Raw genomic sequence first — 26,641 nt, 5'->3', positions numbered from 1 at the left:
AACGTCAGAAGTCGGCGATGGTGGCGGTGAGGATGTCGGTGAGGCGGTCCAGCGAGGCGAGGTCGACGTATTCGGTGGCCACGTGGGCGCCCGCGCCGTCGACATCGAAGAGCAGGCAGGGGATGCCCGCCCGGTCCAGGAGGGCGCAGTCTGTCCAGTGGGGTTCGGCGCGCACCGCGGGCCGGTGGCCCAGTGCTTGCTCGGCGTGGTGGGTGAGGGTGCGCACGATCGGGGCGTCGGGGTCGGCCTCGAAGGGTTCGCGGTGCAGGCCGCGGGTCAGCCGGTAGCGGAAGTCGGGGACCGCGGTGGCCGGACGGTCGAGCACGGCGGTCAGCTCCGCCTGGACGGTGTCGGCGCTCTCGCCCGGAACCGTGCGGCGCTCCAGGGTGATACGGCAGTTCGCCGGGTAGGTGGAGGGCTCCTCGCCGCCGTGGATGACGGAGGCGTGCACGGTGCCGGTACCCAGGAGCGGGTGGCCCGGCCCCTCGGCGAGGCGCCTGCCCACTCCCGAACGATCGCTGTTGTGAGCTGCCGCCGGGGGTCAGTCCTGGCCGGCCAGGCGCAGGAGGGTGGTCGCCAGTACGTCGATGCCGTGGGCGCACGCCTCCGGGGTGGAGTACTCGCGCGGGTTGTGGCTGATGCCGTCGTACTCTCCGGGTACGAAGATCATGGCGGTGGGGCAGAGCGCCGCGATCTCCTGAGCGTCGTGGCCGGCGCCGGAGAGCAGGGAGATGTGCTCCAGGCCGTGGTCGTCGGCGGCCTGCGCGATGACCTTCTGCACACCTTCGTCGAAGGGGACATGGGCGGTCCTGGCCATCCGCCGGGTGGTCAGCGAGAGGCCCGGCAGGCTGTTCTCGAGTTCGCGCAGGAACGCGGCGAGGGCCTTCTCGGCACGGGCCATCCGGGCGTCGTCGGGGTTGCGCAGGTCGACGGTCAGCTCGGCGCGGGCCGGGACGATGTTGGTCAGGTCGGGGTGGACGACCAGGTGGCCTACGGTGGCCCGCAGGTCGCCGTAGGAGCCGGAGTCGACCATGGACCGCAGGTGCACGACGATCTGGGCCGCGGCGAGACCGGCGTCGACGCGCAGGTGGGTGGGGGTGGTGCCGGCGTGGGCGGCGCGGCCGTGGATGGTGATCTCCTGCCAGGAGATGCCCTGTACGCCGGTGACGACGCCGATCTCGACGTCGTTCTCGGCGAGGACGGGGCCCTGTTCGATGTGGCACTCGACATAGGCGTGCGGCGGCGCGAGGCGTACGCCGGTGGGACCGTCGAAGCCGGTGCGGGCGAGTTCTCCACCGAGGGTGCGGCCGTCCCGGTCGGTCAGGGCGTGGGCGTACTCCAGGGTGAGGCGGCCGGCGGCGACCGCGCTGCCGAGCATGTCGGTGCCGAAGCGGACGCCTTCCTCCTCGGTGAAGACGCCGACCTCGATCGGGCGGCGGGTGGTGATGCCGCGTTCGTTCAGGGTGCGGACGACCTCGATGCCGCCCAGGACGCCGAGGCAGCCGTCGAAGGCGCCGGCGGTGGCGACGCTGTCGATGTGCGAACCCGTCAGGACCGGGGCCGCGGCGGGGTCGGTGCCCTCGCGACGGCCGTAGATGTTGCCCATCCGGTCGACACGGACGGCCAGTCCGGCCTGTTCCATCCAGGTGATGACCTGGCGGCGGCCGACCGCGTCCGCGTCGGTGAGGGCAAGGCGGTTGACGCCGCGCAGGCCGGTGCGTTCGTCGTCGTAGGCGCCGATCTCGGCGAGGTCCATCAGGGACTGCCACAGGCGACCGGCGTCGACGGAGATCGTGTGGGGGGCGGGGTTCGTCATGACCTGTCTCCCGGAGGGTGTCGCGTTCAGTGAGACGGGGTGGGGTGGCGGGACGGCGGCCTTGGGCAGCAGGAGCACGCAGCTGCCCAGCCGGGAGAGGGTGGTGTGGCAACCTTGCCGTCGCGCCTGCGCGCCGCGGAACGTCCTCTTTCGGGCGTTGGGCGTTCAGTGGCCGGCGGTGGAGTGCGGGTTGGCAGCGTCGCCCTCGGTACTCAGCAGCACGACCACCGAGGACGGCCCGAGCCCCAGTGCCGTACGGCGTTCCTCGGCGTCCGCGCCGGTGAGCGCCGCACGCAGACCGGCGAGCGAAGCGGCCCCGCAGGGCCCCGAGGAGACGCCCAGAGCGGCGAGATCACCGGCCGCGCGGGCGCTGTCGGCATCGGCGACGGCGACGGCCGCGTCCAGGCCGCCGCGCAGGTAGGGCCAGGCGATGCTGGACGGGGTGCCGCAGTTCAGCCCGGCCATGGTGGTGTCCCCCGTCGTCACGCTGACGGGTTCGCCGAGGGCGAGGCTCTCCAGGACGCAGGCCGCCGACTCGGGTTCCACCGACAGCAGCGCCGAGGCGCGCTCGGACGGGCGGCTGCGGTAGTGCGTGATCACGGCCTGGGCCAAAGACCCCACGCCCACCGGTACGGAGACCAGGTCGGGCCCCTCGGTGACCCCTTCGGCCGCCAGCTGCTCGTCCAGCTCGGCGCAGAGGGTGGAGTAGCCCTCGACGATCCACCCGGGGATCTGCTCGTAGCCCGGCCAGGCGGTGTCCTGGACCAGGACCGCGTCCGGGGCGGCAGCCTCCTCGGCCGCCAGGCGTACGGCCTCGTCGTACGGCCCCGGGACCTCGGTGACCTTCGCCTGCTCGGCGACGATGGCCGCCACGGCCTGCGGATGCACACCCTGCGGTACGAAGACGTGGGCGTGCTGCCCCAGGCGGCGTGCCGTGCGGGCCACGGCGCGGCCGTGATTGCCGTCGGTGGCGGTCACCAGGGTGACCGGGCCCGGTTCCCCGCTCGCGACCCGCTCGGCAAGGGTGCGGTGGATCGCCCAGGACGCGCCCAGCGCCTTGAAAGCGGGCAGCCCCAGTCGGGCCGACTCGTCCTTGACGAAGACCCGGCCGACTTCCAACTCCACCGCCAGCGAAGGGATTTCGGTCAGCGGGGTGGTTGCGTAGTCGGGCAGCGAGAAGTGGAAGCTCCGGACCTCGGCCGGCGCGGGTGCACACCGCCAGGCCCGGGCACCGGGCCGGACAGACCACGGCAACGTACGGGAGGGGGGATCGTTCTCAAACACACGACCAGGGTCCACTGTTCTCCTACGGTCGGTCCAGCGAATGTTTTCGACCTATACTCGTCGGAGAAACCGACCATTCAGCCATCGGGCCCGCGACGGCGAGGAGAGCGGCTGCTCATGTTCGATCTGCACCGGCTGCGTCTGCTGCGCGAACTCAAGCACCGCGGCACCCTGGCAGCCGTCGCGCAGGCCCTCTCCTACGCCCCCTCCTCCGTCTCCCAGCAACTCTCGCAACTGGAAGCCGAAGTCGGCGTACCGCTGCTGGAGCCGGTCGGGCGGCGGGTACGGCTGACCGAACAGGCCGAGATCCTCGTCGCCCACACCGAAGCGCTCCTCCAGCGCCTCGAGCGGGCGGAGGCGGACATCGCCGCCTCCCTGACCGATCTGAACGGCACCCTGCGCATCGCCTCGTTCCAGACCGCGGCGCTCACCCTGGTCCCGACCGCACTCGGCCTGCTTCGCGAACACCACCCCCGCCTGCGCGTCCACGTCACCCACATGGAGCCGGAAAAGGCCCTGCCCGCCCTGCGGGCCCGCGACTTCGACCTGATCATCGCCGAGGAGTACCCCGGCAACCCCAACCCGCGGCCGGCCGAACTCCAGCAGGAAGACCTGCTCGACGACAGCCTGCACCTCGCACTGCCGAGCCCGGCCGACAGCCCGGAGTCCGACGGCCCGATGGCGGCGCTGCGCTCCCTGGCGGACCACCCGTGGGTGATGGAACCCGAAGGCACGGCCGCACGGCACTGGGCCGTGTCCCTGTGCCGCGATGCCGGCTTCGAACCCGACGTACGGTTCGAGACCACCGACCTCCTCCTCCACGTCCGCCTCGTCGAGCAGCACCACGCCGCCGCCTTCCTCCCCGGCCTGGTCTGGAGCGGCCGAGCCCCGACCGTCCCGCTCCGACACCTGCCCCGCGGCCAGCGCACACGCCGCGTCCTCACCGTCGTACGCCGGGGCCGGACCCGGCACCCCGCCATCCGGGCATGCCGGGACGCCCTGCGCCGAGCCGCCGCGCTCCACTCCCAGCAGGCATGAAGCACCGCAGGCCCGCTCTCGCGACCGGCTCTATCTGACGGCTTGCGCCGCCCGAGTGACGACATGGAGGAGCTGTTCCAGGGGGCCGCGCCGCAACAGTCGGGTCCACACGGTCGCCAGGAGCATGGCGGTTGCGATGAAGCCGAGCAGCACGGGCAGGGCGGACAGGGTGTCGCCGTCGACCGCCGGCACGTACCAGATGTCGTCGAAGAACCACAGCGCGACGATGTGCAGGACGTACAGGGTCAGCGCTGTCATGCCGACCGCGGCAACGGGTGCGGCCAGACGCGTGAGGCGCGGCATCCGGTCGGCGGCGGTCAGGCACGCGGCGACCACGGCGAGGGCGACTCCGGTGTTGCCGAGGACGGAGAAGGTCGTCTGGCTGTGCGGTGCGGCCACCAGCAGCCAGGCGAGCGGGGTGTGCCCCTCGGGCTCGCCGACGGTGTCGGACCACCAGGCGGACGAAGCCGAGCCGCCGCCCGTGGCGGAGGCGACGGCGGTCAGGGCGCCGGGAACCAGGCGCAGGGCGAGCCAGGATCCGCCGTAACCCAGCACGGCCAGTGCCCCGCCGACGACTGCGAGCCGGGACCTGACGCCGGGGCGCGCGAGGTCCAGCCGGGCTGCTGCCATGCCCGCGATCAGGAAAGGGATCCAGGTGAGCACCGGATACGCACCAGTGAACAGGAGTTCGATGATGCCGTCCGTGCCGGTGACCCGGGCGAGGGGGTCGTGGGCCGTGACGGTGTCCGCCCAGTTCCCGTCCTCGATGGATGTTCTGATCACGTACAGGACCTGGGGCATGATCAGCGCACTCGCGGCAGCGATGAGGGCGAGCGCCCCTGCCCGCAGCCGGTGCAGCGGGAGGACCGCCAGGAAGAGCAGCCCGTAGAAGCTGAGGATCACGTCGACGTCGGTGTCCAGGGCGGTCAGCGCGTAGCCGAGCACCAGCAGGACCACGGCACGGATCACGACCCTGGCCACTGCCTGACGGCCCGCACGCCCGGTCGCGGGGTGCGGGCGGCCGGTGATGATGACGAGCGAGAAACCGGCGAGCAGCGCGAAGAGGGCCGAGGAGCGGCCACGCGCTGTCTCCAGCAGGAATCCCACCGGGCCGCCGACCGTCACATCGGGTCCGACGTGGACGGCGTACATGCCGAAGACCGCGAGTCCGCGAGCCAGGTCGATACCGATCAGCCGCCCCGTCGAGGGCCTGTCGGCGAGGACGTGGAACCGGTCGAGCCCCAGCGGCGGTGACTCGTCGGCGGGCTCGGCCGAGAGTGCTTTCGGCGCCATGCCTGATGGGTTCCCGGTGAGCCGCCAGAACCACCCCGGCGGCCTTCCGAAGGCACCCTGTCGCCCGGCCGGAACCACCCCTGCCGACCGGCCTGGGCGCCCCCGGCCGACCGGCTGGGACCATGCCGCCAACCGGCGGGTATTCAGTGTCCGTCGCTGGACCCGGCTCCCCCGGGGGTACGCATCGAACGGTGGCATGCGACGAGCGGAGCGCACGTGATCCGGGTACTGGTGGTCGATGACGAAGCCTTGATCCGTACGGGTTTCACGCACATTCTCAACACCACGAACGACATCGAGGTCGTCGCGGCGGTACCCGGTGGCGAAGCCGTGCGCACGGTGCGGGAGCTGCAGCCCGACGTCGTCCTGCTCGACATCCGGATGCCGGACGTGGACGGGCTCACCATCCTGGCCGAGGTCAGCCGCATGCCGCACGCCCCGGTGGTCGCCATGCTCACCACCTTCGACGCCGACGAGTACGTGGCCACGGCGCTGCGCTCGGGCGCCGCCGGATTCCTGCTCAAGGACACCGACCCGGAGGAGCTTCCACGCTTCGTGCGCACGCTGGCGGGGGGCGGGACCGTCCTGTCGTCCCAGGTCACCCGAAGGGTCGTGGACGGCTACCTCGACCGCGGCGTGCGCGAGCCCGCCGCCGTCCGCCTCACCGGCCGGCTGACCGAGCGCGAGCGTGCCGTGCTCGTCCTGATGGCCGAAGGACTCGCCAACACGGACATCGGAGAGAGGCTGCACCTGAGCACGGGCACCGTCAAGGGCCATGTCACCAACGTGCTCGGCAAACTGGAGGTCAGCAGCCGCGTCCAGGCGGTCCTGATCGCCGAGCGCGCCGGACTGCTCACCGCGGAGCGGGACGAGGGCGCTCCATGAGCCCCGTACGGCCGCCGGCTCTGCTGTTCGACATCGCCCTCGTCGGGTTCGCGCTGGCGGACGCCTGGGTCAACGTCGGCGCCGGGGATCCACCCGCGACAGCCTGCGCAGTGGTCGGCGCTCTCGCCCTCGCCCTGCGCCGCCGTCTGCCCCTGACGACCTTCGTGCTCACACTCCCCACCGCGCTGGTCACCGACGCGGTGGTCGCCCCCATGGCCGCGCTGTACACGCTGTCCTCGCTCAGCCGCCACCGTGTCCTGTTGGCCGGCTGTGCGCTGACGTACGCGTTCATCGACTTCCTGCCCTGGCCGTGGTCGTCCATGGACGCCGCGGAGCTGGGCCAGACGAACAACCTGTTCCACCTCAGCTACACGCTCGCCACCGCTGCGGCTCCCGTCTTCCTGGGCCAGCTCGTCCAGGCCCGACGCGAACTCTCGCTGCGGCTCGCCGACATCTCGGAGGCCCGTGAGCAGGAACGGCTGCTGACCGCCCAGAGTGTTCTGGCGAAGGAGCGAGCCCAGCTCGCCAGGGAGATGCACGACGTGGTCTCCCACCAGGTCAGCCTCATCGCCGTACAGGCCGGAGCGCTCCAGGTGGGCAGCCAGGACGCCGAAACGAGAGAGGCCGCTGCCACGATCCGCCGCCTCAGCGTGCAGACCCTGGACGAGCTGCGCCACATGGTCAGTGTCCTGCGAGCCTCGGGCAGCCGTCCCACGGAGCTCACCCCCCAGCCTTCCCTCGCCGACCTGCAGCGCCTGCTCGACGCCAGTGGCATCGAAGCGAAGCTGGAGACCGACCTGCCCCAGGAGCTTGCGCCCCCGGTGCAGCGCGCCGTCTACCGCACCGTCCAGGAAGCGCTGACCAACGTCCGCAAGCACGCCCCGGGCGCAACGGCAACCGTCCGCATCCGCCACAAGGACGGCACCCTCCACGCCACCGTCACCAACACCGCCCCCACCCGACGCGCGTTCGCCCTGCCGAGTGCCCACCACGGCCTGGTCGGCCTGGCCCAACGAGCCGAGCTCCTCGGCGGCACCGTCACATCCGGCCCCACGGCCCAAGGGGGCTACGAGCTCTGCCTCGAACTTCCCGTCGAGCCACTCGAGTGAATACTCGTTCGAACGATCTCCACGACGTCGAACAACGTGCCACGGGTGACCGTTGCCGGGTCCGGCCGGATGGCGGGGCGGCGCCGGCCGGTCGGCGGGGTGCTTCCGGACACCTGGCGGATGGTGCGGCGGGAGGCGTTCGCCGACTCTTGAGCACATGAGGCACGACGTGGCATCGGCAGTGCACTCCGCTGCCGGGCCGGTTGCTCCGCCTCGTGTTCGCCTTCGGCAGGGCGGCTGGACCGTGTCGACCTGGCACACGGCCCGGCGATCCTGGTCATGCCGGAGGCCCCTGTCGGTCCCGAGTCACCGGTGGGTGCCCCTTGGGGCTGGGTGATGGAGGTGGCTCGGGGCCGCTTCGCTGCCCCGTTGGCTCAGCCGGCCGGGTTGTCGGCCCAACCGTTCAACCAACCGCCGCCTGGTCTCACAGCATCCGGAGTTGCCGGGCCTGAAGGAGGTCGGTCATATGACGATCCGCCTGACGTTTCTGTGCGCGCCCGGCGGCGACGCCACCCGGGATCCGCTCCTCGGCGACGGTCCCCTGAGTGAGCGCAGCCTGCGTATGGCAGCTGCCGCGGAACCAGCTCTCCCTCCCTTCGGGCCGGCCGTCCGGGCACCCTCGATCCGTTGCTCGCAGATCGCAGACACCCTCGGCCTGGTGGCGGTGTCCGAACCTGCGCTGCGCGACCTCGACGTCGGCAGGTGGTGCGGTCGCACCGTCGACGACATCGCCGCGACCGAGCCCGACGGATTCACCTCCTGGCTCACCGACCCGGATGCCGTGCCGCACGACGGCGAGTCCGTACGCCAGCTCTGCCGCCGGACCGCGCACTGGCTGAGCACCGTTGCGCCCGACACCGGCCACACAGTGGCCATCACCGAAGCAGCCGTGATCAGGGCCGCACTCGTTCATGCTCTCGCCGCACCGGCGAGGTCCTTCTGGCATCTCGCCGTGCCGCCCCTGTCCGCGGTCTCACTCACCCGGCAAGGTGGCTGCTGGGACATCCGGATCGTCTCCGTCACCCCGCTGGAGGGCCAGCGACGGCTCCTCTCGCGATCGAGCCTGGTCAAGAGCCGGCCGACCGCATCGAGCGCCGCCGCGTGAGAAGCCTGCGGCCGGTGGGGCGGCGCTCACCCCAGAGGTGCAGTCGTCCACGGCACCCTGTCGCCGAGTACCCGACGCAGTTCAGCGAGGCTCGGGGCCCCATCGATGCGGCCGTCCGGCCCACGGTAGAGGCGGCAGGACAGCGACGCGGGAGCGCCCGGCACGGCGAAGGGGTCCACGCCGTCCATCAGCACGGTCGGTGATCCGGTCATCCCCAGACGCGTGGCCTGCTCCAGGTCCTCGACCTCGATCCGTTCCACCTCCGCGTCGCGGTCGCCGAGCGCCTGGCTGAGGCGTTCGGCGACCACCGGCGCATGGGGGCAGCCGGGCACGGCCAGCACGGTGATCCGCATGGAAAGTCCTCCCGGCCAACGGCCTCTGCCTCTGCCTCTGGACCGACTGTGGGCATTCCAGCACGTCGGAGTGTCCGGGCATGGCCCTGGAGGTCGGTTCGGAACCTCCGCGGCCGCCGCGCTCACCGTCAACGCGTAACACTGCGGGCGGGAACGTCGCGCATGTGGCGGAGCGGGGAGAAGAAGACGAACCAGCCGGCCGCCCACGTACCGACGAGGGCCAGCCAGAGTGCGGGCCGTACCCCGATCAGCGTGCCGAGCACCCCGCCGAGAATGCCGCCGAACGGCAGCGTGCCCCACACGACCCAGCGCACGGCCGCGTTCATCCGGCCCATCAGCTCCGGCGGTGTCACCGATTGCCGGTAGCTGAGCTGCGCGACGTTGTACACCATCGCGGCGAAGCCCGAGATGCCCCAGCCGAGCGGGAACAGCAACACCCCCCAGCCTCGCTCGGCAGCCGCCGCGACGACCTGGGGCGCGCTGAACACCAGCATCGACACCCAGATGATCCGCGCCGAGCCGATCTTCTTGGCGAGCCGGCCGGCGAACACTCCCCCGGCGATCCCGCCGATGGCCGAGCCCGCCATGATCAGTCCGGTCAGTGCGGGACGCATGTGCAGCACCCGGATGAGGAAGACCATCGCCAGCGCCGACGTCATGCCGGAGAACAGGTTCGCGGTGCCCGTGCAGGCCACGACCCTCCGCAATATCTTGTGCCGGACGACGAAACCGAGTCCCTCGGCGATCTGGCTCCGCAACGTCCGGCCCTCGCGCCGTGCGGGCGGTGGCTCCTCGCGCGTCCTGATCGCGGACATCGAGAGGACCGAGACCGCGTAGGAGATCGCGTCGGCCGTCATCGCCCCCGCGGCGCCGAAGGCGGCGACCAGTCCCCCGCCGAGGCTGGGTCCCCCGAGCTCGGCGAACGCCTGGGTCGTCCCCAGCTTGCCGTTGGCGTCCATCTGGAGATCTGCGCGGATCAGCGACGGCACATAACTCTGGTACGAGACGTCGAAGAAGACCGTGCACGCGCCGGCTGCCACGGCGACGACGTAGAGCTGCGCCATCGTCACGGTGCCGAGGGCGGCCGCCAGCGGTACCGAGCCGATGATCAGCAGGCGAAGGACATTGCAGACGATCATGATGGACCGTTTGGAGCGCCGGTCCACCAGCGCGCCCGCGGGCAGCGCGATCAGCGCGAACGCTGCCGTGGTGGCGGCGGTCAGCAGCCCGACCTGGAAGGTGCTCGCTCCGAGCGCGACGACCGCGAGCAGCGGCAACGCGACCTGGGTGACCGCCGATCCCATCTCACTGACCGTCTGGCCACTCCACAGCAGCATGAAATCCCGCTGCCGCCACAGCCCCGGACCGTCGAACTCCGCCTCGGCATCCTGCAGATCCCCCGTCGTTTCTGTCACGGAGTCAACTTAGTGTTTGCTGATCGAGCCGTTGCTGCCCATGCCGGGTCCGAGGCTGGGTCGAGAGCAGGCCGCGGGTGCCGGATCGGCAGGCCTGTGCGGGATCTTGTTCGTCATGAACACCGGTATCCAGTGGAGGAGATGTTCACCGATCAGCGGAAAATTCTCTCCGGTGCCCCCGGTTCCGTGATCGAACCACAGCGCCGGGTGACCGACGACCGCTAATCTCGACACGGCGAGCTGAGGCACTGCTTCGCCAGGCGGGGGGGGAGAGCCGTGGCAGCCGAGGACCAGCAGGTACTCCAGGACCGGTACTGGCTGGAGAGGGCCTGGGACGAATACGGGGGCTCGGTCTACTGGGAGGCATTCGACTCCCAGACCGACTCCGCAGTGTTCATTCAGCAACTGAACCCACGCTCGCGACCGTTACGTACTGGCCGCAAGGCCGGCAGAACCGCCGTCGGCAAGGAGGCGACGAGCGTCCCCGGAGACCTGGTCCGGCAGGTGAAGCGGCTGGAATCGCCTGAAAGCCTCCATGTGCTGCCCGTGCACGACGTCTTCGAGCAACAGGGCTCGCTGTGGGTGGTCATGGACCCCGTGCAGCCGCTCTCGCTGCACGGGTTGCTGAGACAGCAGGGTCGACTGGAGCGGGGTTACGCCGGCTACCTCGGGGTGGAACTGGCCGAAGCCCTGGAGGAGTTGCACGCCGCCGGAATCGCGCACGGCCACGTGGACCCTCATAACGTGTTCTTCCGCGCCGACCGCTCACTTGCCGTGGCCGGATATGGCCTGGTCCCAGGACCAGACCAGGACCGGGGCCCGTGGGTGCGGCCCTGGCAACCGGACTCCCGCTACACTCCGCCGGAGTTGTCCCTGGGCAGGGGCAGTTCACCGCCGGTGCCCACCCCTTCCGGGGACTTGTGGGCCATGGGCATGATCTTGCACCGGATCGTGCAGGGCACTGGACTGCTCTACGGTCCGTTGCGCCGCTTCCGCGCTGTACGCAAGGTGCACGACGCCCGGCCGCCACGCATCCGCGGTGAGCACGAGCTCAATCTTCTGCTGGAAATGCTCCTGTCTCCGCACCCGACCGTCCGCACCTCGGCGAGCCCCGCCGTGCGATCTCTTCGTCGCATCGCGGGCCGTCACGAACCAATGGCGGGAGGGCACTGGGCCGTGCCCAACCGGCCACCCCGCAGTCAATGGGAGACCTTGCGGGCAGCCGTGATCCAACTGTCCACCAACGTCACCAGCAGGGTGGTGACCGCGTTCCTCACCGGCGTACTGGTCACCTACTTCGGCCTGCACCTGGTCGACCGGGCCCCCGCACCGGACGCCCGATCGGCACTGCTCTCCTCGCTCATTCTCGGCCTGGCCTCCGGCTCGGTCCTGATCGTGGTCAAGATCGCCTGGTATTGCCTGGCCCTGCTGCCACGGGGCCGGCTCCGCGGGCGACACCCGACAGCGGACCCTCAGCCGGTGGCGGCCGGTTCCGACGGCGCGGGCGCCACTTCCGCAAACGCCCCCTCCTCCGGCTCGGCAAGCCCCTACGGCACCCCCGCTTCCACTGCCGCCCCTCAACCGTCGCTGGACGCGCCCGCGTGCACTCCCCACCTGCTCCTGCGGGACGGGCCCGCCCGAGTGGGCATGCCAACCCTGCTCGAATTCAGCCTCACCGTTCCCACCGGGCACCCTTGGACCCGGACAGCCGGTGACGATCGTCCCCCGGCCGAGCTGATGCTGGTGGCCTCCATACAGTCGGGCGAGGCCACCGTGACTCCTCCGTCGAGCAGCTACCGCATCCAGGACCCCGCCTCCGGCCCCACAGCATTCACCTTCACCGCCCACACGCCCGGGCGCCACCGACTCTGCCTCACCGTGTACGACCGGGCCTACGGGATCGTCCTCCAAGAACTGAGCGCCACATTGGTCGCCACGGAACCCGCTCTCATCGGCGCCGCACCACAGCAAGGACCGGAGAGCTGACCCCTTGGACCACCCGATCGATCTGGTCGCCGACCAGGACCCGAGCCGCAGCTACCGACTGCTCCCGGCGCCACCCGCGTGCGCTCCCCGAGAACTGACCGTGACACTGCGAAAAGCCCCCAGGGACAGCCTTCAGATCTCCATGTGGAGCGAGACCGGGCTGATGCCACAACCCCGCGGTGGATCCCACCACGCACTGCTGACCATCGACGCAGACCGGCTCGACAAGCTCTCGGCCCGGCTCATATCCCGCTGGCAGAGATTCGTCCAGTTCACGCCGATGTCCGAGACGAACCGTCCGCGCGAGAAAGACCCGTACAAGCGACACGCCGACCTCAGCGGCCGCCCCAAGTCCGAGGTGCTGGCGCAGGTCACCGATCTGGTCCGTGAAGGGGGCTACCTACTGACGGAACTGCTCGCCGGCGAGGACGAGGACGGCGGGCTGCCGCGCTTTCGCAGCCACCTGCTCCAGGCCCTCAAGTATCAGAACCTGCGCATCCGGTTCGACTCCCCCGATGTGGGCGTGCCCTGGCCCATGCTGGCCGTCGGATCCGAATCACTTCTGGCGGACGGCCGGCTGACCGACGACCCGTTCCGGCTGTTCCTCGGCTACCGACACCAGATCGAGGCGACCGCGGGAGCGCACCCCGACTTCTGGTGGGTGGCCAACCGCGGTCACGCCGTGGGCAGCGCGAACCTGGACGACGATCTGAAGAACGTGCCGCTCGCAGAGGACGTGCTCGGACTTCTCAGGAACCGCCTGAAGCTCACGGAGCGCCGCTTCAGCCACGACCTGCTGCCCGAACTGGCTCGGCCGGTCCTCGACGAGGACTTGATGTACTTCTTCTGCCACGGCGCCTACGAGGAACAAGGCGGCCACACCTGGCACGCGCTGCGGCTGAGCGACGACATGCCCATCGACGAGGAGTTGGTGAACAGCTTCCGCAAGCCGTACAGCAGGGCTCACCGGCGACCACTGGTCTGTCCGGCCTGTCCGCCGCCTTCGTCAGACATGGTGCGCTCGGTGTCCTGGCCCCGCAGATCGCGATGCCACAGGTGTTCGGCACCGAGTTCGCCTACCGGTTCTTCACCTGTTACCTCGACAAAAGGATGACCGCGGGCCACGCCCTGCAGACGACCGTGCGCTGGTTCGCCAAGAACTACCGCAACCCGCTGGGACTGACCTACGGCATGGTCTGCGGGCTGGACAGCCGCATCACCACATCGCAGGAAGGAACTGCCGACCGATGAGCCCGCCTCCGAAGCGCCGCCGCCCGTTCCGCAGACCCGCGGACCCGCTGCCCGACGACATCGTCACCGTCGACCTGGACACCGATGGCTGGCTGCTGCACAGCGAGACCGGGGAACCGGTACGGGCCGACAGGCTGGAACGCTACCTGGCGCGCCGACTGGCCCCGCCGACATGGGCCACCGACATCCTCGTGTATGTACACGGCTGGCAGACCGGCCCGGCCGCCGCGGTACGGGGCGCCCACCGGCTGGTCACCCTCATGGAACGGCAGCGTTCGGCTCGTACGGCGCTCTACCCACGGCTGCGCGAGGGATTCGCGCCCTGGACGGTCGTCGTACGCTGGCCGTCCTCCTCGCGGCTCAGCAAGAACGGATACGAGCTGATCCGGGAACGGGCACACGCCATGAGCACGGGCCACAACGGCCACGCCCCGTACGTGCTCGGCCAACTGCTGGGATACCTTCACGCCGAACGCGGTGACCCGACGGAGGGCACACTGCGTACCCGGAGCGGGCAGTACCTTCACCTGGTCGGGCACTCCTTCGGCGGACGGTTCCTGTGCGAGGCGGTGACCTGGGCCGCTGAGGAGGGAGCCCGGCGGGGAGGCACACTCGGCTGGAGCACCACCACACATCCCTCGCTGCCGTTCACCGTGGACTCACTGACGGTGTTTCAGATGGCGGCCCCGCGCACCGCGTTCGACAACACCTTCCACCGCCTGCGGCCGGGACCCCTCGGCCATGAATCGCCGGTAGGCGGGCCGCTGGTGTTCACCCATTCCCGGTACGACCGAGCCACCGGTTTCTGGCACCTGCTCGGCGAGAAGGTCTCCGGCATCGGGCACTCGGGAATGCTGCTGTCGTCCACTCCGCCGGCCGGGCTGGCCCCCAACGACGTGTGGTCGACCAGACTGCTGCGGGCCGACACCCCCTATCCGCGTGAGTCCCTGGACCACACTTTCGTGAACGTCGACGCGAGCTGGCGCTACCGCAGCACTCGGCTCAACCCGGTGGGAGCGCATTCCGCCTTCTACCACCTGGAGTCGGCTCACCTTCTGCTGAGCCTGGCGGAACACTCCCGCCCCGACCCTGCACCCGCGACGTCGCACCAGCCGAACCCTTGACGACCCGCAGCATCCCCAGGGTCAGGAGGCAGCCGAACGAGAGGCCCACTCACTGTGCCGCTGACCAGCGTCCACTCCCCCATGGCCGAACAGGGACGCCGGGCGGTGAACCTGTTGGCGCGCCGCCTCGCCGGTGAGGACACGAGTCCGGGGTGCTGCTGCCACGCCTTGTGGTGCGGGAGTCCACGGGCGGCCCCGTGGGCACACCCGTGGCGTGATCTGCTCGGTATCGACGGACGGACTCAGGCTGCGGCATTCCCCTGCGCGCCGGACACGAAGGCAAGGATGTGCGGGGCTGCCTCGCTCAGACTGACGAAGTGGCGGTGCACGCCTTCCACCGCGGTTGCTGCGTTCACGTCCCACACCGTCATCCCGGCGCACAGCCCGGACCGCACGCCGGACGGGGCGTCCTCGATGACCAGGCAGTCTCCCGGCTCGGCGCCGAGCTGCTCTGCGGCACGCAGGTACGGCACCGGAGAGGGCTTGCCCTCCTCGACAGCGGCCGCGTCCACGATCAGGCCCGGCAGCGGCAGGCCCGTCCGCAGGAAACGGCCGCGCACGCGGTGCTCGTAGTTCGAGGTCACCAGCGCCCAGGACCCCGGTGGCAGGCCGTGCAGCAGCTCCGACGCGCCGTCGAACGCCGTGTAGACGCCGGAGCGGACGTCCTCGTCCTCCAGCTCGTGGAGTGCGGCCAGGCACTCGTACGGATCCTGGTCCGCAGCGACCTGGGCGAACGTCTCCAACGGCCGTGTACGCAGGGCCACCCGGTAGACCTCGTCCGCATCCAGCCCGTACCGTCCCGCCCAAGTTGCCCACACCCGGCGCTGGTTGCTCACCGCGTCGATCAACGTGCCGTCGACATCGAACAGGACGTACTTCGGGGGGCTGGGCTGCACGGGTTCGGTGATCACCCGTTGATCATGCCAGGTGGGTCACCGGCTCGGTCACCCCGCCAGAACGCGGGTCCCCGGAGCGCAGCCCTCCCTGAGTTCGTCGAGTTCAGCGGCCGGCAGTCTGCGGGCGGAGCCGCGTCGGCTGTGGTCGAGGAGTTCGGATCCGGTGAGCAGCCACTGCGGGAGGGGGTCGACACCGACGAACCCGGCCAGTCGGGTCAGCTCTGCGGCGGGGTTGTCGAGGAGGTCCTCGTAGGCAAGTGTGGTGCGCTGGTCGGCAGGGAGGCGGCTGAGGAACTCCGTTCCCTCGACGACGAGTTCGGACCACAGGGTGCCGAACGTCCGCAGGGGGATGTCCCGGTCGCGTACGAGAGCAGGATCGAAGCGCTCGCTGAGCAGCGGCGACAGGTCCGCTGGCAGCGCGCGCACGTCCTCGTCCCTCAGGTCGGCGAGACTCCCGACGCCTGCTCGTGTCTTGATCTCGCGGAGCAGGGAGATCGTGCGGAATCCGGGATGACGGCTCATGGACAGGGCGCAATCCGGTCCGTCTCTGAACATGTGCACGAACCTCGCGTCCGGGAACGTGGCCCGTAGCCCCGCTGCCCAGCCCGTCGAGTAACCGGAGCGCTCCACCACGGCGGTTCGTCCGAACCGTGCGCAGAGCAGGCCGAACAGAGCGCGATGATGTTCGGCGGCGGTACCCTCGGGCCACTGGACCACAGCTGCGTCGAGCTCGTCGAGGAGCCCGTCCGGATCTTCGGTGAGGTGCGGCAACACCATGAGTGAGAGCGCGGGAATACCGGTGGTCTCCGCCGCGTACTTCCCGGGGCGGCGCGTGTAGAGGAATTCGGGGAGCGGCAGCCCGCTACGGATCATCCGGTCGAAGTGCGGGGCGGGCCGGCAGAGCGACTGCCAGAACTCCTCACCGGTCAGCCTCCCTTCGGGGAAGGCGGCATCGCCCACAGAGGCCATGAACTCGTTGAGGCTCAGTACGTCCGGGTGGCTGTTGAGGATGCGTGACAGCGCGGTCGAGCCGCTGCGACCCGTACCGATGACAAAGGTCAAGGAATGCATGGTCAGCCTCCGCAGCTTCGCGACACTCAGGGTCGAGCCCCGGCTCCCGCACGACTATCCCATGGGACGAGGGGCAGGCCGGGTCGAACCGGGGAGTGGTGTCCCGTGCCGGGACGGCGTGACCGGTGACCAGGTGGCCGCAAGCCGGTTGAGATGCTGCCCTGGGTTGGGGAAGGGTCTGTGGTCATGGAGTTCTTCTGCTACCACCGTGATCGGGTCGGTTCCGGGGCGTTGCGCGAGGAGTTGCTGGAGGAGCACTGGTCCTACATGGACCGGTACGCGACGGAGGTGATCGCTCGCGGCCCGACCTTCGCCGACGACGGCGAGACGCCCACCGGTAGCGTGCACATCATCGACCTGCCCGATCCCGCCGCTGCCCGCGCGTTCGCCTTCGACGAGCCCAACTACCAGGCGGGCGCGTACCGGGACGTGCTCCTGCGACGCTGACGCAACATGCTGGGCCGCACCATGTGGGATTTCCCCGGCGGCCGGACCGGTGGCAATCGGTACCTGGTGCTCGGTCTCGGTCCGGAGCAGGCCGTTGACCTCGCCGTGCCGCCCGACCGGGACGACCTGATCGCGTTCGGGCCGCTGCTGTCCGACGACGCCACCGTCTGGCTGGGTACGGCGGCGCTGGTCCGGTCCCCGGACCCGGAGACGGCGCGTGCCGCCTTGGCCGCGGACCGGTACGCGGCCATAGAGGTCCACGCCTGGGAGTTCGGGGGGCGACGCTGACCCCCTTTCGCGTGTACTGACCCGAACGCGGATCTCTCCGATGGAGCAGCGACTGCCCGGGCAGAGCAATTGGAGTGGACAGGCCCCGAGGACCCGGGCCCAACTGGGAGAAGAGGTCCGCCGGGGTCGTTTCCCGCGGTTACACGGATGCGCCGTCCGACACCATGCGATTGGGGACTGATGACCGGGCACACGGGCGCGCAGAAGCGGCGCCCCGCACGAACGGTGGGGGGCTTTTTGCTTGCTTTGCTGCCGGTCGCGGTCACGGTGGGGGTGTATGCGTTCGGCCGCACGCACACACCCGACTACACCAAGGGCCTGTTCGGGCAGCACGGCCGCGGCGTCATCGATCTCAAGTCGCGCCTGGGCTGTGCTCTGATGGCACTCGCGGTCGTCCAACTGCTGCTCGGGCTGTGGATGTACCGGCGCCTACCGGGAGCGGGCGCCGCGCCGCACCGGGTGCAGCCCACACACCGGCTCATCGGCCTTCTTGCCTTTCTGCTGTCGCTGCCCGTTGCCTACCAGTGCATCACCGCCTACGGAGTTGACTTCACGAGCAGCCGTGTGGCGGTGCACTCCATCGCGGGCTGCCTCCTGTACGGGATGTTCGTCGCCAAGGTGCTGGTGGTGCGCAGCCGCCGACTGCCCGGTTGGGCACTTCCGGCCGCCGGCGGCGCCTTGGTCACGGCCATCGCACTGCTGTGGTACACAGCCGCCCTGTGGTTCTTCGTCGGCTCCGCGCCCGGCTTCTGACCGTGTCCGGCTCTTGCTGGACGGGGCGCACTCATGTGGGGCGACCGGTCTGGCCAGGGGGCAGGCCGCGGCCCAGCGCTGTGTGAGTCCCGGCACCGGCTGTCAGTGTGACCGGTGGGAGTTGAGCCGGGCGGCCTGGCGCGTCAGGTGGTCGCGTTCGGCGAGGTTGGGGGCCCTCCGGGCCGCCTCGACGTACAGGCGTGCCGCCGTCGTCAGGTCGCCGTCGCGCTCATGGAGGTAGGCCGCCACCGCCGCGTAGCGGGGCAGTGACGCGTCCAGCGCCGCGAGGGCGGCCAGACCCGCCCGCGGTCCGTCGGCCTCGCCGACGGCGACGGCACGGTTGAGCCGGACGACGGGGCTGTCGGTCAGGCGGGCGAGTTCGTCGTACCACTCGACGATCTGCACCCAGTCGGTCTCCACGGCGGCGGGCGCGTCGGCGTGGAGGGCGGCGATGGCGGCCTGGGCCTGGTACTCGCCCAGCCGGTCGCGGGCGAGGGCGGCCTGCAGGATCCCGATGCCTTCGGCGATCTGCCGGGTGTCCCACCGGCCGCGGTCCTGCTCCGCCAGCGGTACCAGGCTGCCGTCGGGCGCGGTGCGGGCGGCGCGCCTGGCGTGGTGGAGCAGCATGAGGGCGAGCAGCCCGGCCACCTCGGGGTGGTCGATCGTGGCTGCGAGCTGCCGGGTGAGCCGGATGGACTCGGCGGCGAGGTCGACGTCGCCGGAGTAGCCCTCGTTGAAGACCAGGTAGAGGACGCGCAGCACGGTGGCGACGTCGCCGGGCTGGTCGAAGCGGACGCCGGAGACGGTGCGCTTGGCCCGGCTGATGCGCTGCGCCATGGTCGCCTCGGGCACCAGGTAGGCCTGGGCGATCTGGCGGGTGGTCAGCCCGCCGACGGCGCGCAGCGTCAGCGCGACCGCGGACGCCGGAGTCAGCGACGGGTGTGCGCACAGGAAGTAGAGGTGGAGCGTGTCGTCCACCGCGGGCGCGGGCCCTGGCGCCGGTTCCTCGTCGACGAGGTCCTCACGCCGGCGCCGGGCGGCGTCCGACCGGGTCGCGTCGAGGAACTTGCGCCAGGCAGCGGTGACCAGCCAGCCCTTCGGGTCCCGCGGCGGGTCGGCCGGCCAGACGCGGAGCGCCTCGACCAGCGCGTCCTGTACGGCGTCCTCGGCCGCCGCGAAGTCGGCTCCGCGGCGGACGAGGATTCCGATCACGCTCGGCGTGAGGCTCCTGAGCAGGGCCTCGTTCATCGGAGAGGTCACTCCGTGATGGTGGGGGGCGCGGCCAGGAACGGGCGTACCTCGAGCCACTCGTGGATCGGCTTCCCGCCCGCCCCGGGGGCGGCCGACAGTTCCCCGGCCAGCTCGACGGCGCGCTCGTGGCTGTCGACGTCGATCACCATCCAGCCGGCGATGAGGTCCTTGGTCTCGGCGAAGGGGCCGTCGGTGACCGGCGGCCGCCCCTCACCGTCGTACCGGACCCAGGTGCCCTCGGGGGCGAGTGCCTGACCATCGACGAACTCGCCGGTCTTCTCCAGCCGGGCCGCGAAGTCCTGCATGTACCGCATGTGCGCCGAGATCTCGTCCGGCGTCCACTGGTCCATGGGCACGTCGTTGACCGCGGTCGGGGCGCCCCGGTAGTGCTTGAGCAGCAGGTACTTGGCCATGGTGTGTCTCTCCTCGGTGCTCGTACGACCCATTGTGGTCGCGTTCACCACGGGGACGGAGCCAGGCACGGGTTCTCGACATCGCGGTCCGGATTTTTTTTGGGATCCTGTCGATGAGCGCAGATCCTGAGGTCCGTGACGTTCGCGAGAAACGCCGCTCTGGCTTCGGACGCACTGTGCGGGACGGATCCTGTGGGCCTACGACGAGACGCACGTCGACGCTCTCGCAGCCTAGGCGGGTGCCCGGCTGCGCGAGCGTCACGCATCCCCGACCATGGCGATGTTCGCCCGGCTGCCCGCCTGGATGAAGTCCGCCCGCCACCGTGACCAGGCGCCGGCCGGCCTGTCGTGGGCGGCCGCACCGCCCCTTCCGCCGCCGCCACGGCCGCCCGCATCGGGGCGGCCGCGCACGGTGGCCCCGCCGAAACGGCGCGGTACGGCGAGGCGGTACTGCTCGCCGTCCCCGCCGCCGCACCGCAGGTCGCCAGGGAACTGGCAGCGGACCTCGCCGGACGGACCGTCCTCGACTGCACGGTGCCGACGCGGCCCTCCAGCAACGGCGGCCCGGTCCTGTGCACTGCCGGGGGTTCGGACTCGGCCGCCCTGCGCGTCGCCGCGGCCGCGCCCCACTCCCATGTCGCCAAGGCGTTCGGCATCTGCCACGAGAGCATCTGGACCCTGCCGCAACCGGCTTTCGAGGGTGCTCCGCTGGCGGTGCCCTTCTGCAGGGACGCCCCGGCCGCCGAGGCTCTGACGAGGGAGTTGATCACGTCGATGGGCTGCATCCCGCTGCCGTGCGGCGGTCTGGAGCGGGCAGCGCTGCTGGAGGCTGCGGCGGTCTTCGCCGTCGGCGTGTGGTGGTCCGGCAGCGAAGTCCGCCACGCGTTCCCCGCCCCGGCTCTGGCCCCCGGCGCCGTCGACGACTGACCGTCCCGGAATGCCGCCGCCTCCGACGCCTGAAGTCCACGTGGAACAATCCCCTGGTACACGGACGCAGGGGGCGCGGTATGGGAGGGGCGCACGCGACGACGGCGCGTGACCTGGTGGTTGGTTACGTCCAGGCCCTCAGCTCGGCCGACGCGGCGATGAGGGCGGCATTCCCCTCGCTCGAGCGGCTTGCGGACGTGCTCGGCCTGGTCCGTTCGCGCAAGATCGGCCGGAGCGGTGAGCTCGGCACCTGCTCCTACAAGGTCCACGGAGCCGGCTGCCGCTTCATCACCCGGGAAGGCTCCGAGATCGATGTGGACTTCACGGCCGACGGCGCAGCGATCTTCGACCTCTGGCGGCTGCGCCGCTATGGGCGGAGTCTGCCTGCGCCTCTTGACCTCACGGAGCATGATCTGTGGTCCGCGGTGGAGTTGCTGAGGCCTCTGTTGGCCGAAGTGCGGCCCGGGTGGTTCAGCGTGGCTGAGGACAAGGCTTCCGCTTGAGACCGCCGCGTCGGCAGATACTGCTCTGACCTCTGACCTCTGGCCTCTCGCCTCTGGCCTGTCGGACCGGGGCCTCCGCCCGATCGGGCGGTCTTCACCAGGCCGGGTCGTGGGTGATCGGGTCGATGACGCAGCCCGCGTCGGACGGATTCGTCGGCGAGGAGCCGGGGCTGCCCCTCTGGATTTCCCGGATGGCTCGTCCGAGTCGGGCCGCGTGCGCATCGTCGCTGTGGAGCAGATGGGTGACCAGCTCCGCGCGCACGTCGCGCGCGGAGGACACCAGCTCGGCGACTGCGGGATCGGTTTCGTCCATGGCACCTCCGGGGCTGTTCGGCCGGGTGGCTTTCGCCGCATCGAGGTGCCGGAGGCGCGAACCTCGTGTCATCTGGCCCTCGGCAGGGCGTCACCGACGGGCGGTTTCCGACAGAAGGTAACACTATGTGTTGTTGATCACGCACTCTGCGTCACCCCCCAGGAGAAGTGATGGACAACGTCCCGCACCGGCCGCACAACACGCATCGTCGCACCGACCGTGTGCTGGTGACCGACCTCGACGGAACCCTCCTCGGAGGTGATGACCGCGCACGCCGAAGACTGCGTCACCTCCTGGGGCTGCACCCGTGCATCACCGTCGTCTTCGCCACCGGCCGCTCGCTGCATTCAGTCCGCTCGAGGCTGGCGAGCGATCCGCTCGTGCCGGCGCCACGATGGATCGTCGCCGACGTCGGGTCCAGCGTCATCGACGCCGCCGACCTGAGGCACGTCGACGCTCTGGAGGCTCGGCTGCGAGCCGGATGGCCCGGTGCGCACCGTGTGCTGTCCGCGTTACGGAGCTTCGACGGGCTGGTCCACCAGGACGGAGTCGTCCAGGAGGGACGATGCTCCTTCTACCTGGCCCCTGAGCATCTCACCGCAGACCTCAAGGCGGCGGTGGCGGAGCTGGGCTGTTCGTGGACGTACTCCGCGGAGCGCTACTTCGATGTCCTGCCCGCGAACGCGAGCAAGGGAGCAGCCGTGCGGGAACTCGGCCGTATGCTCGGCTGGCCCGCCTCCGCCCTGCTCGTCGCCGGCGACTCCCTGAACGACCTCTCGCTGTTCGGCCTCGGCGCACACGGTGTGATCATGGGCAACGCCGAACGCGGGCTGGGTGCACGCGTGCCACTCGAGGCACGCGTGCACCGCCCGGCACTGGACGGTGCGGCGGCCATCCTGTCGGCCATGGAACGCCTCGGCTGGATCGACCGGACCTCGCGAGTGGTGGTCGGCTACCACCGGCCGCCCATGCGTTGGAGCGACGGCAGATGGCAGGCCCCGGCCAGCCCCAACGGGATCCTTCCCACGCTCACCTCCGCCCTGGACCCCCGCTGCCGCGACCAGGAGGCCGTGTGGGCAGCCGCCCTCGTCACCGAACAGGACACCGCCCCGGCCGCCGGCCCCAGCACCCGCCACACCCACTGTGCCTGTCCGGCACCGCCGACCCCGCTCCCCCTGGCTCTGCTTCCCGTGAGGTCCGAGACCTGGGCGGGATACTTCCACGGCGCGTGCAAGGAGACGCTGTGGCCGGCCCTGGTCTCCGAACCCCGGCTGATCCGTCACGATGCGCGTCACTGGACCGACTTCGAGGAGGTCAACGCCGCCTTCGCCGAGCACATCGACGCCCACGCCGCGCGCGGGGCGACCGTCTGGCTGCACGACTACAACCTGTGGCTCGTCCCCGGCCTGCTCAAGCCCCGCCGCCCCGACGTGAACATCGGCATCTTCCACCACACTCCCTTCCCCGACCCGGACACCTTCGGCCGGCTGCCCACGGCCGATCAACTGCGCGCCTCGCTGGCGCAGCTGGACTGGGCCGGCTTCCACACCGCCGCCTGTGCCTACAACTTCGAGCAGTTGATGAAGGACGCCCCGTGCCCGCCACGAACCGGGGTGCATCCGCTCGGCATCGACCGCCAGGCTGTGGAAGCCCAAGCCCGCACACGGTCGGAGCGGTGTCCTCCGCGAAGCGGCGGGCAACTGGTCCTCTCCGTCGAGCGGCTGGACTACGCGAAGGCGCCCGTGCTCAAGATTCAGGCCCTGGCGGCTCTGCTGGATCAGGTGCCGGCGCTTCACGGTCACGTGCGCTTCCGGCTCATCTGCCCACCCCCCGAGCCGGGCATCCAGGTCTACGAGAGGACCCGGATCGAACTGGAGGAGGCGATCAGCGGCCTGAACTCCCGTTGGGGCTCCTCTGTCTGGCAACCCGTTGAATACGTGCCCCGGTCACTGCCCTTCCCGCACATCGTGGACAACTACCTTGCGGCGGACGTGTTCTGGGTGACGTCCCTGGCCGACGGAATGAACCTCACCGCGCAGGAATACATCGCATGCCAGGCGGCGGCAGGACGCACCGGCGTCCTTGTGCTGTCCCGACGCGCCGGCGCCGCCGAACACCTGGGCAGGGCCGCCCTTCTCACCGACCCGGGCACACCGCAGAACCTGGTCGACACCCTCCGCCAGGCCCTCACGATGAGCCCCGAGCAGCGTCGCCGCCATACCGACCGCCTGGCCGCCTGTCTGACCACCCCGACCCCTGCCGACTGGACGCGCACCATCCTGAGAGCGATTCCCGGCGACAGCTGAGTGCTGCTCGCGTACTCGCGTGACGCGGCGCTGATCCGTCGAACGGTCCGAAGTGTCTCCGGACCCGCGTGGGGCGCGCGGACGACGCCCGTTCTAGCCTGGCCCGATGACGTATGCGGGCGACTTCCGGGTCGGTGACGTGCTGTCGGTCGCGTGCCCCTTCACGCCGGCCCGAGTCGAGCGAGGCGTGACATGGGATTACGTCTCGGTGCGGTGGCCGTGGTGGTGTATCGACACGGACAGCGACTTCATCCACTGGAACGGGATCGTCGCCCTGGGCGTGGACGAGAGCGGGCGCGTCGCGCCTGAGGTGGAGTCGGAGCTGTTTCGGACCGACCCGCCGCCCGAGCACCTGAAGGCGGGAGACACCTGCCGGGTCGGAGTGCCGCCGACCGTTGTCCACGTGACGGCTGTCGACCACCACGACCCTCCGCTGGAGACGGGCTGGCTGCCACGTCCCCGGCTCACCGTCACCGTGCTGCGCCGCGGCCTTTCCTACCGGGAGTTTCCGGACGACAGCCATCTCAACGGCTCGGGCTACATGCTTCACCCGGGCGACGGGATCCCCTTCTCCTTCGAGCTGTTGATGCGGCCGTACGCGTTTCTCCGGCCGGGTGACGAGGTCGCCGACGCCGAAGGACGGGCGTGGCGATTCGACGGGCCATGGGACTGGACCGCCTTCGACGGAGCCGGTGCCGGCCCGGGCCCCGAGTGGCCGCTCGTCCTGCTGACCCGCGCGGGGGCACCGTGCTCCGACGCGGACGCGGAGACGGTGGCCGCGGGGACGGCGACCGGTTCCCACCAGGGCACGGTCCGGGACTGGATGTCTCTCACCCAGGCTTCGCCCACGCCCTGACCGGACGGCCTGAACAGGAGGGACGCCCGGCCGTACGGAACCTAGTCGTCCGGGCCCGCGGCCGACGGCGGCACCTCGACCACGAAGAACAGGAAGCAGGTTTTGGTGGAAAGGTCATGGAAGCCGTCGGGGAACAGCTCACGGGCGGTCGGCTCGGGCTGCGGCTCGCTGATGACGGCAATACGGAAACCGGCGGCGGTGAAGGCGTCGGTCATCGCGTGCAGCGGCTTGCGCCAGAACCTCATCGGCACGGACTGCCCGTTGAACGTCCAGTCGAAGGCATAGCTGGTGGTCGCGAAGTAGTCCGGCCGGGGATCCTGGATCGTGTAGGCCACGAAGGGGTGGTCCACCGACGCGATGAGCCGGCCGCCGGGCCTGAGTACGCGGCGCAACTCGGCCAGCGTCGGCCCCCAGTCCTCCAGGTAGTGCAGCACCAGCGACGCGACCACGTCGTCGAACGCGCCGTCGGCAAACGGCAGGGGGTCGCGGAGGTCGACCACGTGCAGGTCCGCGTCGTCACCGAGCCGCCGTCTGGCCAGAGCCAGCATCCCGGCGCTGGCGTCGACGCCGGTGACGACCGCACCGCCGTCGCGCAGCGCGGCGGACAGCGGGCCCGAGCCGCAACCGGCGTCCAGGATCCGACGGCCCGCCACGTCTCCGGCGAGGGCCAGCATCGCGGGTCGCGCGTAGTACGCGTTCACGAGGTTGTTCTCGGTCTCCGCCGAGTACGCCTCGGCAAAGCTGTCGTAGTCGTTCGCCCGGGCCGGATCCGCAGAGTGGGCGGGACTGTCGGGCACGTCGGTCATCCGTTCCATCGTCGCAGCCCAGTGGTCACATGATCCGACCACCCGATCCGCGATCATCCCTCCCACCACGGCTCCATGCGCTCCTCGGCGACGAACTCGTGGAAATCCATGTTGCCGATCTCCAGGTTGCAAGCCATCGATCCGACGATGCTGCACGGCAGTACGGCGGTCTGCCCCGGGGTGTCGTACAGATCGACGACGGTCAGCGGTCGGCCGGGCTCGGCAAAGGTCCTGGCGTCGGCGAGCGCGACCAGTGTGGTGTGCTCCCCGGGCGGGATCAGCGCCGGTACCTGGCCGGGCAGGAGGTCCGCGAAGGCCCGGTCGTCGACGACCAGCGCCCCCAACGGGTAGTGCTCCACGTCGGTCTCGTCCGGGTCCGGATCCGTGCCGACCCAGCCGTCTTCGTCGGCCCCGCCCAACTCGTCGAGCAGGGACCGCCAGCCGTGCTCGTCGTCGAAGGAGGTCCGGACCAGCAGGGCCGCGGCGGTGGAGGGCAGTGCGGGGAAGGACCGGCCCGTCGGCAGCGTCGGCGCGGGGAAGGCCGGCCGGCCACCGTCGCCTTGGTACACACCGTACTTGTCCATGTCGCGCACCAGGTCGTCGAACGCGAGCACGCCGCCCAGCAGAGCGGCCAGGATCTCGCCGAGCCGGGCCGACGGGGCCCGGACACCGCGCCCGGGTATCGCCGCCAGGTCCACCAGCAACGGCCCGCCCCCGCCGTACACCACAGGGATGTCCGCCAGGACCACGACCGGCGGCACGAGGCCGCCGCCGCTGACGAGCGCCGGTACGTTGCCGCCGTGCAGGTCGTCCCATCCGCGGTCCTCGACCGGGCGGAGCCGGGCCCCACTGCCCCCGAGGACGAGTACGTCGCCTTCCCGGTGACCCCCGATCTCGTTGAGCAATCCGCCCCACAGGGCCTTGCCGTCCTCGTAGCACGTGGAGATCAACAGCACTTCACCAGGCGCCGGTCGGGGAAGCCCGGGAAAGGACATGACTCTCCTCCGAAGGATCGGTGAGAACCAGAACACTAGCCCACCAACCCCGGCTCGGCGCACGTCATTTGGCGGACCGACACATGTGGAGGCATACGGCAGGATGCGGACCCTGTACTGGGCTGACACCGACCGGTGTTGTGACCGAGAGGGTTCA

Annotated in this window: 26 protein-coding genes and 1 pseudogene; 14 read left to right on the top strand and 13 right to left on the bottom strand. The window is 70.5% G+C overall.

What is annotated here, in order from left to right:
• Positions 1-4 precede the first annotated feature (4 nt).
• The 3 genes from FB157_RS39925 to FB157_RS39915 all read right to left on the bottom strand — a co-directional run bounded on the left by FB157_RS39925 (position 5) and on the right by FB157_RS39915 (position 3,070).
• A complete protein-coding gene (locus tag FB157_RS39925; RefSeq protein WP_261386833.1) occupies positions 5-505 on the bottom strand; it encodes a M20/M25/M40 family metallo-hydrolase in 501 nt (166 codons plus the stop codon).
• A gap of 36 nt (positions 506-541) precedes the next feature.
• Complete coding sequence (locus FB157_RS39920) at positions 542-1,816, bottom strand: Zn-dependent hydrolase (protein ID WP_145885646.1); 1,275 nt, start codon at positions 1,814-1,816, stop codon at positions 542-544.
• 165 nt (positions 1,817-1,981) lie between these two features.
• Entirely contained in the window at positions 1,982-3,070 is a 1,089-nt protein-coding gene (locus FB157_RS39915) for a diaminopropionate ammonia-lyase (RefSeq protein ID WP_261386832.1), read from the bottom strand.
• 147 nt (positions 3,071-3,217) lie between these two features.
• Between FB157_RS39915 and FB157_RS39910 the strand changes: the two genes are divergently transcribed.
• Positions 3,218-4,138: a LysR family transcriptional regulator gene (locus tag FB157_RS39910; RefSeq protein WP_145885642.1), complete on the top strand. Its 921-nt coding sequence runs from the start codon at positions 3,218-3,220 to the stop codon at positions 4,136-4,138.
• Between the two features lie 30 nt (positions 4,139-4,168).
• Here FB157_RS39910 and FB157_RS39905 read toward each other — a convergent pair whose 3' ends face one another.
• On the bottom strand, positions 4,169-5,431 hold the full coding sequence (locus FB157_RS39905) for a DUF418 domain-containing protein (protein WP_145885639.1): 1,263 nt from the start codon (positions 5,429-5,431) through the stop codon (positions 4,169-4,171).
• 216 nt (positions 5,432-5,647) lie between these two features.
• Between FB157_RS39905 and FB157_RS39900 the strand changes: the two genes are divergently transcribed.
• From FB157_RS39900 to FB157_RS39890, 3 genes are all read left to right on the top strand, one after another.
• Positions 5,648-6,316 (top strand): response regulator transcription factor, encoded by a 669-nt coding sequence (locus FB157_RS39900; protein WP_145885637.1) that lies wholly within the window; start codon positions 5,648-5,650, stop codon positions 6,314-6,316.
• Positions 6,313-7,425 carry a sensor histidine kinase gene (locus FB157_RS39895; RefSeq protein ID WP_145885635.1) on the top strand — a complete coding sequence of 371 codons (1,113 nt, stop codon included), beginning with the start codon at positions 6,313-6,315 and terminating at the stop codon, positions 7,423-7,425. Before FB157_RS39900 ends, FB157_RS39895 begins: the two co-directional genes overlap by 4 nt.
• A 466-nt stretch (positions 7,426-7,891) precedes the next feature.
• On the top strand, positions 7,892-8,530 hold the full coding sequence (locus tag FB157_RS39890) for a histidine phosphatase family protein (RefSeq protein WP_145885633.1): 639 nt from the start codon (positions 7,892-7,894) through the stop codon (positions 8,528-8,530).
• A 26-nt stretch (positions 8,531-8,556) separates the two neighbouring features.
• Here FB157_RS39890 and FB157_RS39885 read toward each other — a convergent pair whose 3' ends face one another.
• Complete coding sequence (locus FB157_RS39885; protein WP_145885630.1) at positions 8,557-8,883, bottom strand: thioredoxin family protein; 327 nt, start codon at positions 8,881-8,883, stop codon at positions 8,557-8,559.
• A gap of 128 nt (positions 8,884-9,011) precedes the next feature.
• Positions 9,012-10,298: an MFS transporter gene (locus FB157_RS39880; RefSeq protein WP_261386831.1), complete on the bottom strand. Its 1,287-nt coding sequence runs from the start codon at positions 10,296-10,298 to the stop codon at positions 9,012-9,014.
• A gap of 276 nt (positions 10,299-10,574) precedes the next feature.
• Here FB157_RS39880 and FB157_RS39870 point away from each other — a divergent pair, with 276 nt between their 5' ends.
• The 4 genes from FB157_RS39870 to FB157_RS39855 are packed head-to-tail and all read left to right on the top strand — an operon-like array spanning position 10,575 to position 14,659.
• Positions 10,575-12,284, top strand: a complete 1,710-nt coding sequence (locus tag FB157_RS39870; RefSeq protein ID WP_145885627.1) for a protein kinase domain-containing protein — start codon at positions 10,575-10,577, stop codon at positions 12,282-12,284.
• A gap of 4 nt (positions 12,285-12,288) precedes the next feature.
• Positions 12,289-13,398, top strand: coding sequence for a hypothetical protein (locus FB157_RS39865; protein ID WP_145885625.1), 1,110 nt, complete (start codon positions 12,289-12,291; stop codon positions 13,396-13,398).
• Positions 13,395-13,535 carry a hypothetical protein gene (locus tag FB157_RS39860; RefSeq protein ID WP_186581891.1) on the top strand — a complete coding sequence of 47 codons (141 nt, stop codon included), beginning with the start codon at positions 13,395-13,397 and terminating at the stop codon, positions 13,533-13,535. Before FB157_RS39865 ends, FB157_RS39860 begins: the two co-directional genes overlap by 4 nt.
• On the top strand, positions 13,532-14,659 hold the full coding sequence (locus FB157_RS39855; RefSeq protein WP_186581890.1) for a hypothetical protein: 1,128 nt from the start codon (positions 13,532-13,534) through the stop codon (positions 14,657-14,659). The genes FB157_RS39860 and FB157_RS39855 overlap by 4 nt, the downstream gene beginning before the upstream one ends.
• A gap of 242 nt (positions 14,660-14,901) precedes the next feature.
• Here FB157_RS39855 and FB157_RS39850 read toward each other — a convergent pair whose 3' ends face one another.
• Both FB157_RS39850 and FB157_RS39845 read right to left on the bottom strand, forming a co-directional pair.
• Positions 14,902-15,570: an HAD family phosphatase gene (locus FB157_RS39850; RefSeq protein ID WP_145885621.1), complete on the bottom strand. Its 669-nt coding sequence runs from the start codon at positions 15,568-15,570 to the stop codon at positions 14,902-14,904.
• Positions 15,571-15,603: 33 nt separating this feature from the next.
• Positions 15,604-16,626: a sulfotransferase gene (locus tag FB157_RS39845; protein ID WP_145885620.1), complete on the bottom strand. Its 1,023-nt coding sequence runs from the start codon at positions 16,624-16,626 to the stop codon at positions 15,604-15,606.
• Positions 16,627-16,812: 186 nt separating this feature from the next.
• Here FB157_RS39845 and FB157_RS39840 point away from each other — a divergent pair.
• Both FB157_RS39840 and FB157_RS39835 read left to right on the top strand, forming a co-directional pair.
• Positions 16,813-17,361, top strand: a pseudogene (locus FB157_RS39840) (YciI family protein).
• A 180-nt stretch (positions 17,362-17,541) separates the two neighbouring features.
• Entirely contained in the window at positions 17,542-18,114 is a 573-nt protein-coding gene (locus FB157_RS39835; protein WP_145885619.1) for a DUF6529 family protein, read from the top strand.
• A gap of 102 nt (positions 18,115-18,216) precedes the next feature.
• On the opposite strand, the gene FB157_RS39830 is transcribed toward FB157_RS39835, so the two are convergent.
• Together FB157_RS39830 and FB157_RS39825 are read right to left on the bottom strand one after the other, a co-directional pair.
• Entirely contained in the window at positions 18,217-19,362 is a 1,146-nt protein-coding gene (locus FB157_RS39830) for an RNA polymerase sigma factor (RefSeq protein WP_145885733.1), read from the bottom strand.
• A gap of 8 nt (positions 19,363-19,370) precedes the next feature.
• On the bottom strand, positions 19,371-19,778 hold the full coding sequence (locus tag FB157_RS39825) for a YciI family protein (protein ID WP_145885618.1): 408 nt from the start codon (positions 19,776-19,778) through the stop codon (positions 19,371-19,373).
• Between the two features lie 348 nt (positions 19,779-20,126).
• Here FB157_RS39825 and FB157_RS39820 point away from each other — a divergent pair, with 348 nt between their 5' ends.
• Positions 20,127-20,705: an NADP oxidoreductase gene (locus FB157_RS39820; protein ID WP_145885617.1), complete on the top strand. Its 579-nt coding sequence runs from the start codon at positions 20,127-20,129 to the stop codon at positions 20,703-20,705.
• Positions 20,706-20,785: 80 nt separating this feature from the next.
• Positions 20,786-21,208 carry a DUF6896 domain-containing protein gene (locus FB157_RS39815; protein ID WP_145885616.1) on the top strand — a complete coding sequence of 141 codons (423 nt, stop codon included), beginning with the start codon at positions 20,786-20,788 and terminating at the stop codon, positions 21,206-21,208.
• A gap of 94 nt (positions 21,209-21,302) precedes the next feature.
• On the opposite strand, the gene FB157_RS39810 is transcribed toward FB157_RS39815, so the two are convergent.
• On the bottom strand, positions 21,303-21,521 hold the full coding sequence (locus FB157_RS39810) for a hypothetical protein (RefSeq protein WP_145885615.1): 219 nt from the start codon (positions 21,519-21,521) through the stop codon (positions 21,303-21,305).
• Positions 21,522-21,691: 170 nt separating this feature from the next.
• Between FB157_RS39810 and FB157_RS39805 the strand changes: the two genes are divergently transcribed.
• Together FB157_RS39805 and FB157_RS39800 are read left to right on the top strand one after the other, a co-directional pair.
• The gene (locus FB157_RS39805; protein ID WP_145885614.1) at positions 21,692-23,827 is read left to right on the top strand and encodes a trehalose-6-phosphate synthase; all 2,136 of its coding nucleotides are present in this window, start codon (positions 21,692-21,694) and stop codon (positions 23,825-23,827) included.
• Positions 23,828-23,933: 106 nt separating this feature from the next.
• Complete coding sequence (locus FB157_RS39800) at positions 23,934-24,683, top strand: hypothetical protein (RefSeq protein WP_145885613.1); 750 nt, start codon at positions 23,934-23,936, stop codon at positions 24,681-24,683.
• A 41-nt stretch (positions 24,684-24,724) separates the two neighbouring features.
• Here the strand turns inward: FB157_RS39800 and FB157_RS39795 are convergent, their stop codons facing one another.
• Positions 24,725-25,498: a class I SAM-dependent methyltransferase gene (locus tag FB157_RS39795; RefSeq protein ID WP_145885612.1), complete on the bottom strand. Its 774-nt coding sequence runs from the start codon at positions 25,496-25,498 to the stop codon at positions 24,725-24,727.
• Between the two features lie 44 nt (positions 25,499-25,542).
• Positions 25,543-26,445 carry a DUF6924 domain-containing protein gene (locus tag FB157_RS39790; protein ID WP_261386845.1) on the bottom strand — a complete coding sequence of 301 codons (903 nt, stop codon included), beginning with the start codon at positions 26,443-26,445 and terminating at the stop codon, positions 25,543-25,545.
• Positions 26,446-26,641: the final 196 nt, after the last annotated feature.

The sequence above is a fragment of the Streptomyces sp. BK340 genome, from assembly GCF_007827595.1.
Lineage (GTDB): Bacteria > Actinomycetota > Actinomycetes > Streptomycetales > Streptomycetaceae > Streptomyces.
This window is presented reverse-complemented; position numbering and strand designations above follow the sequence as displayed.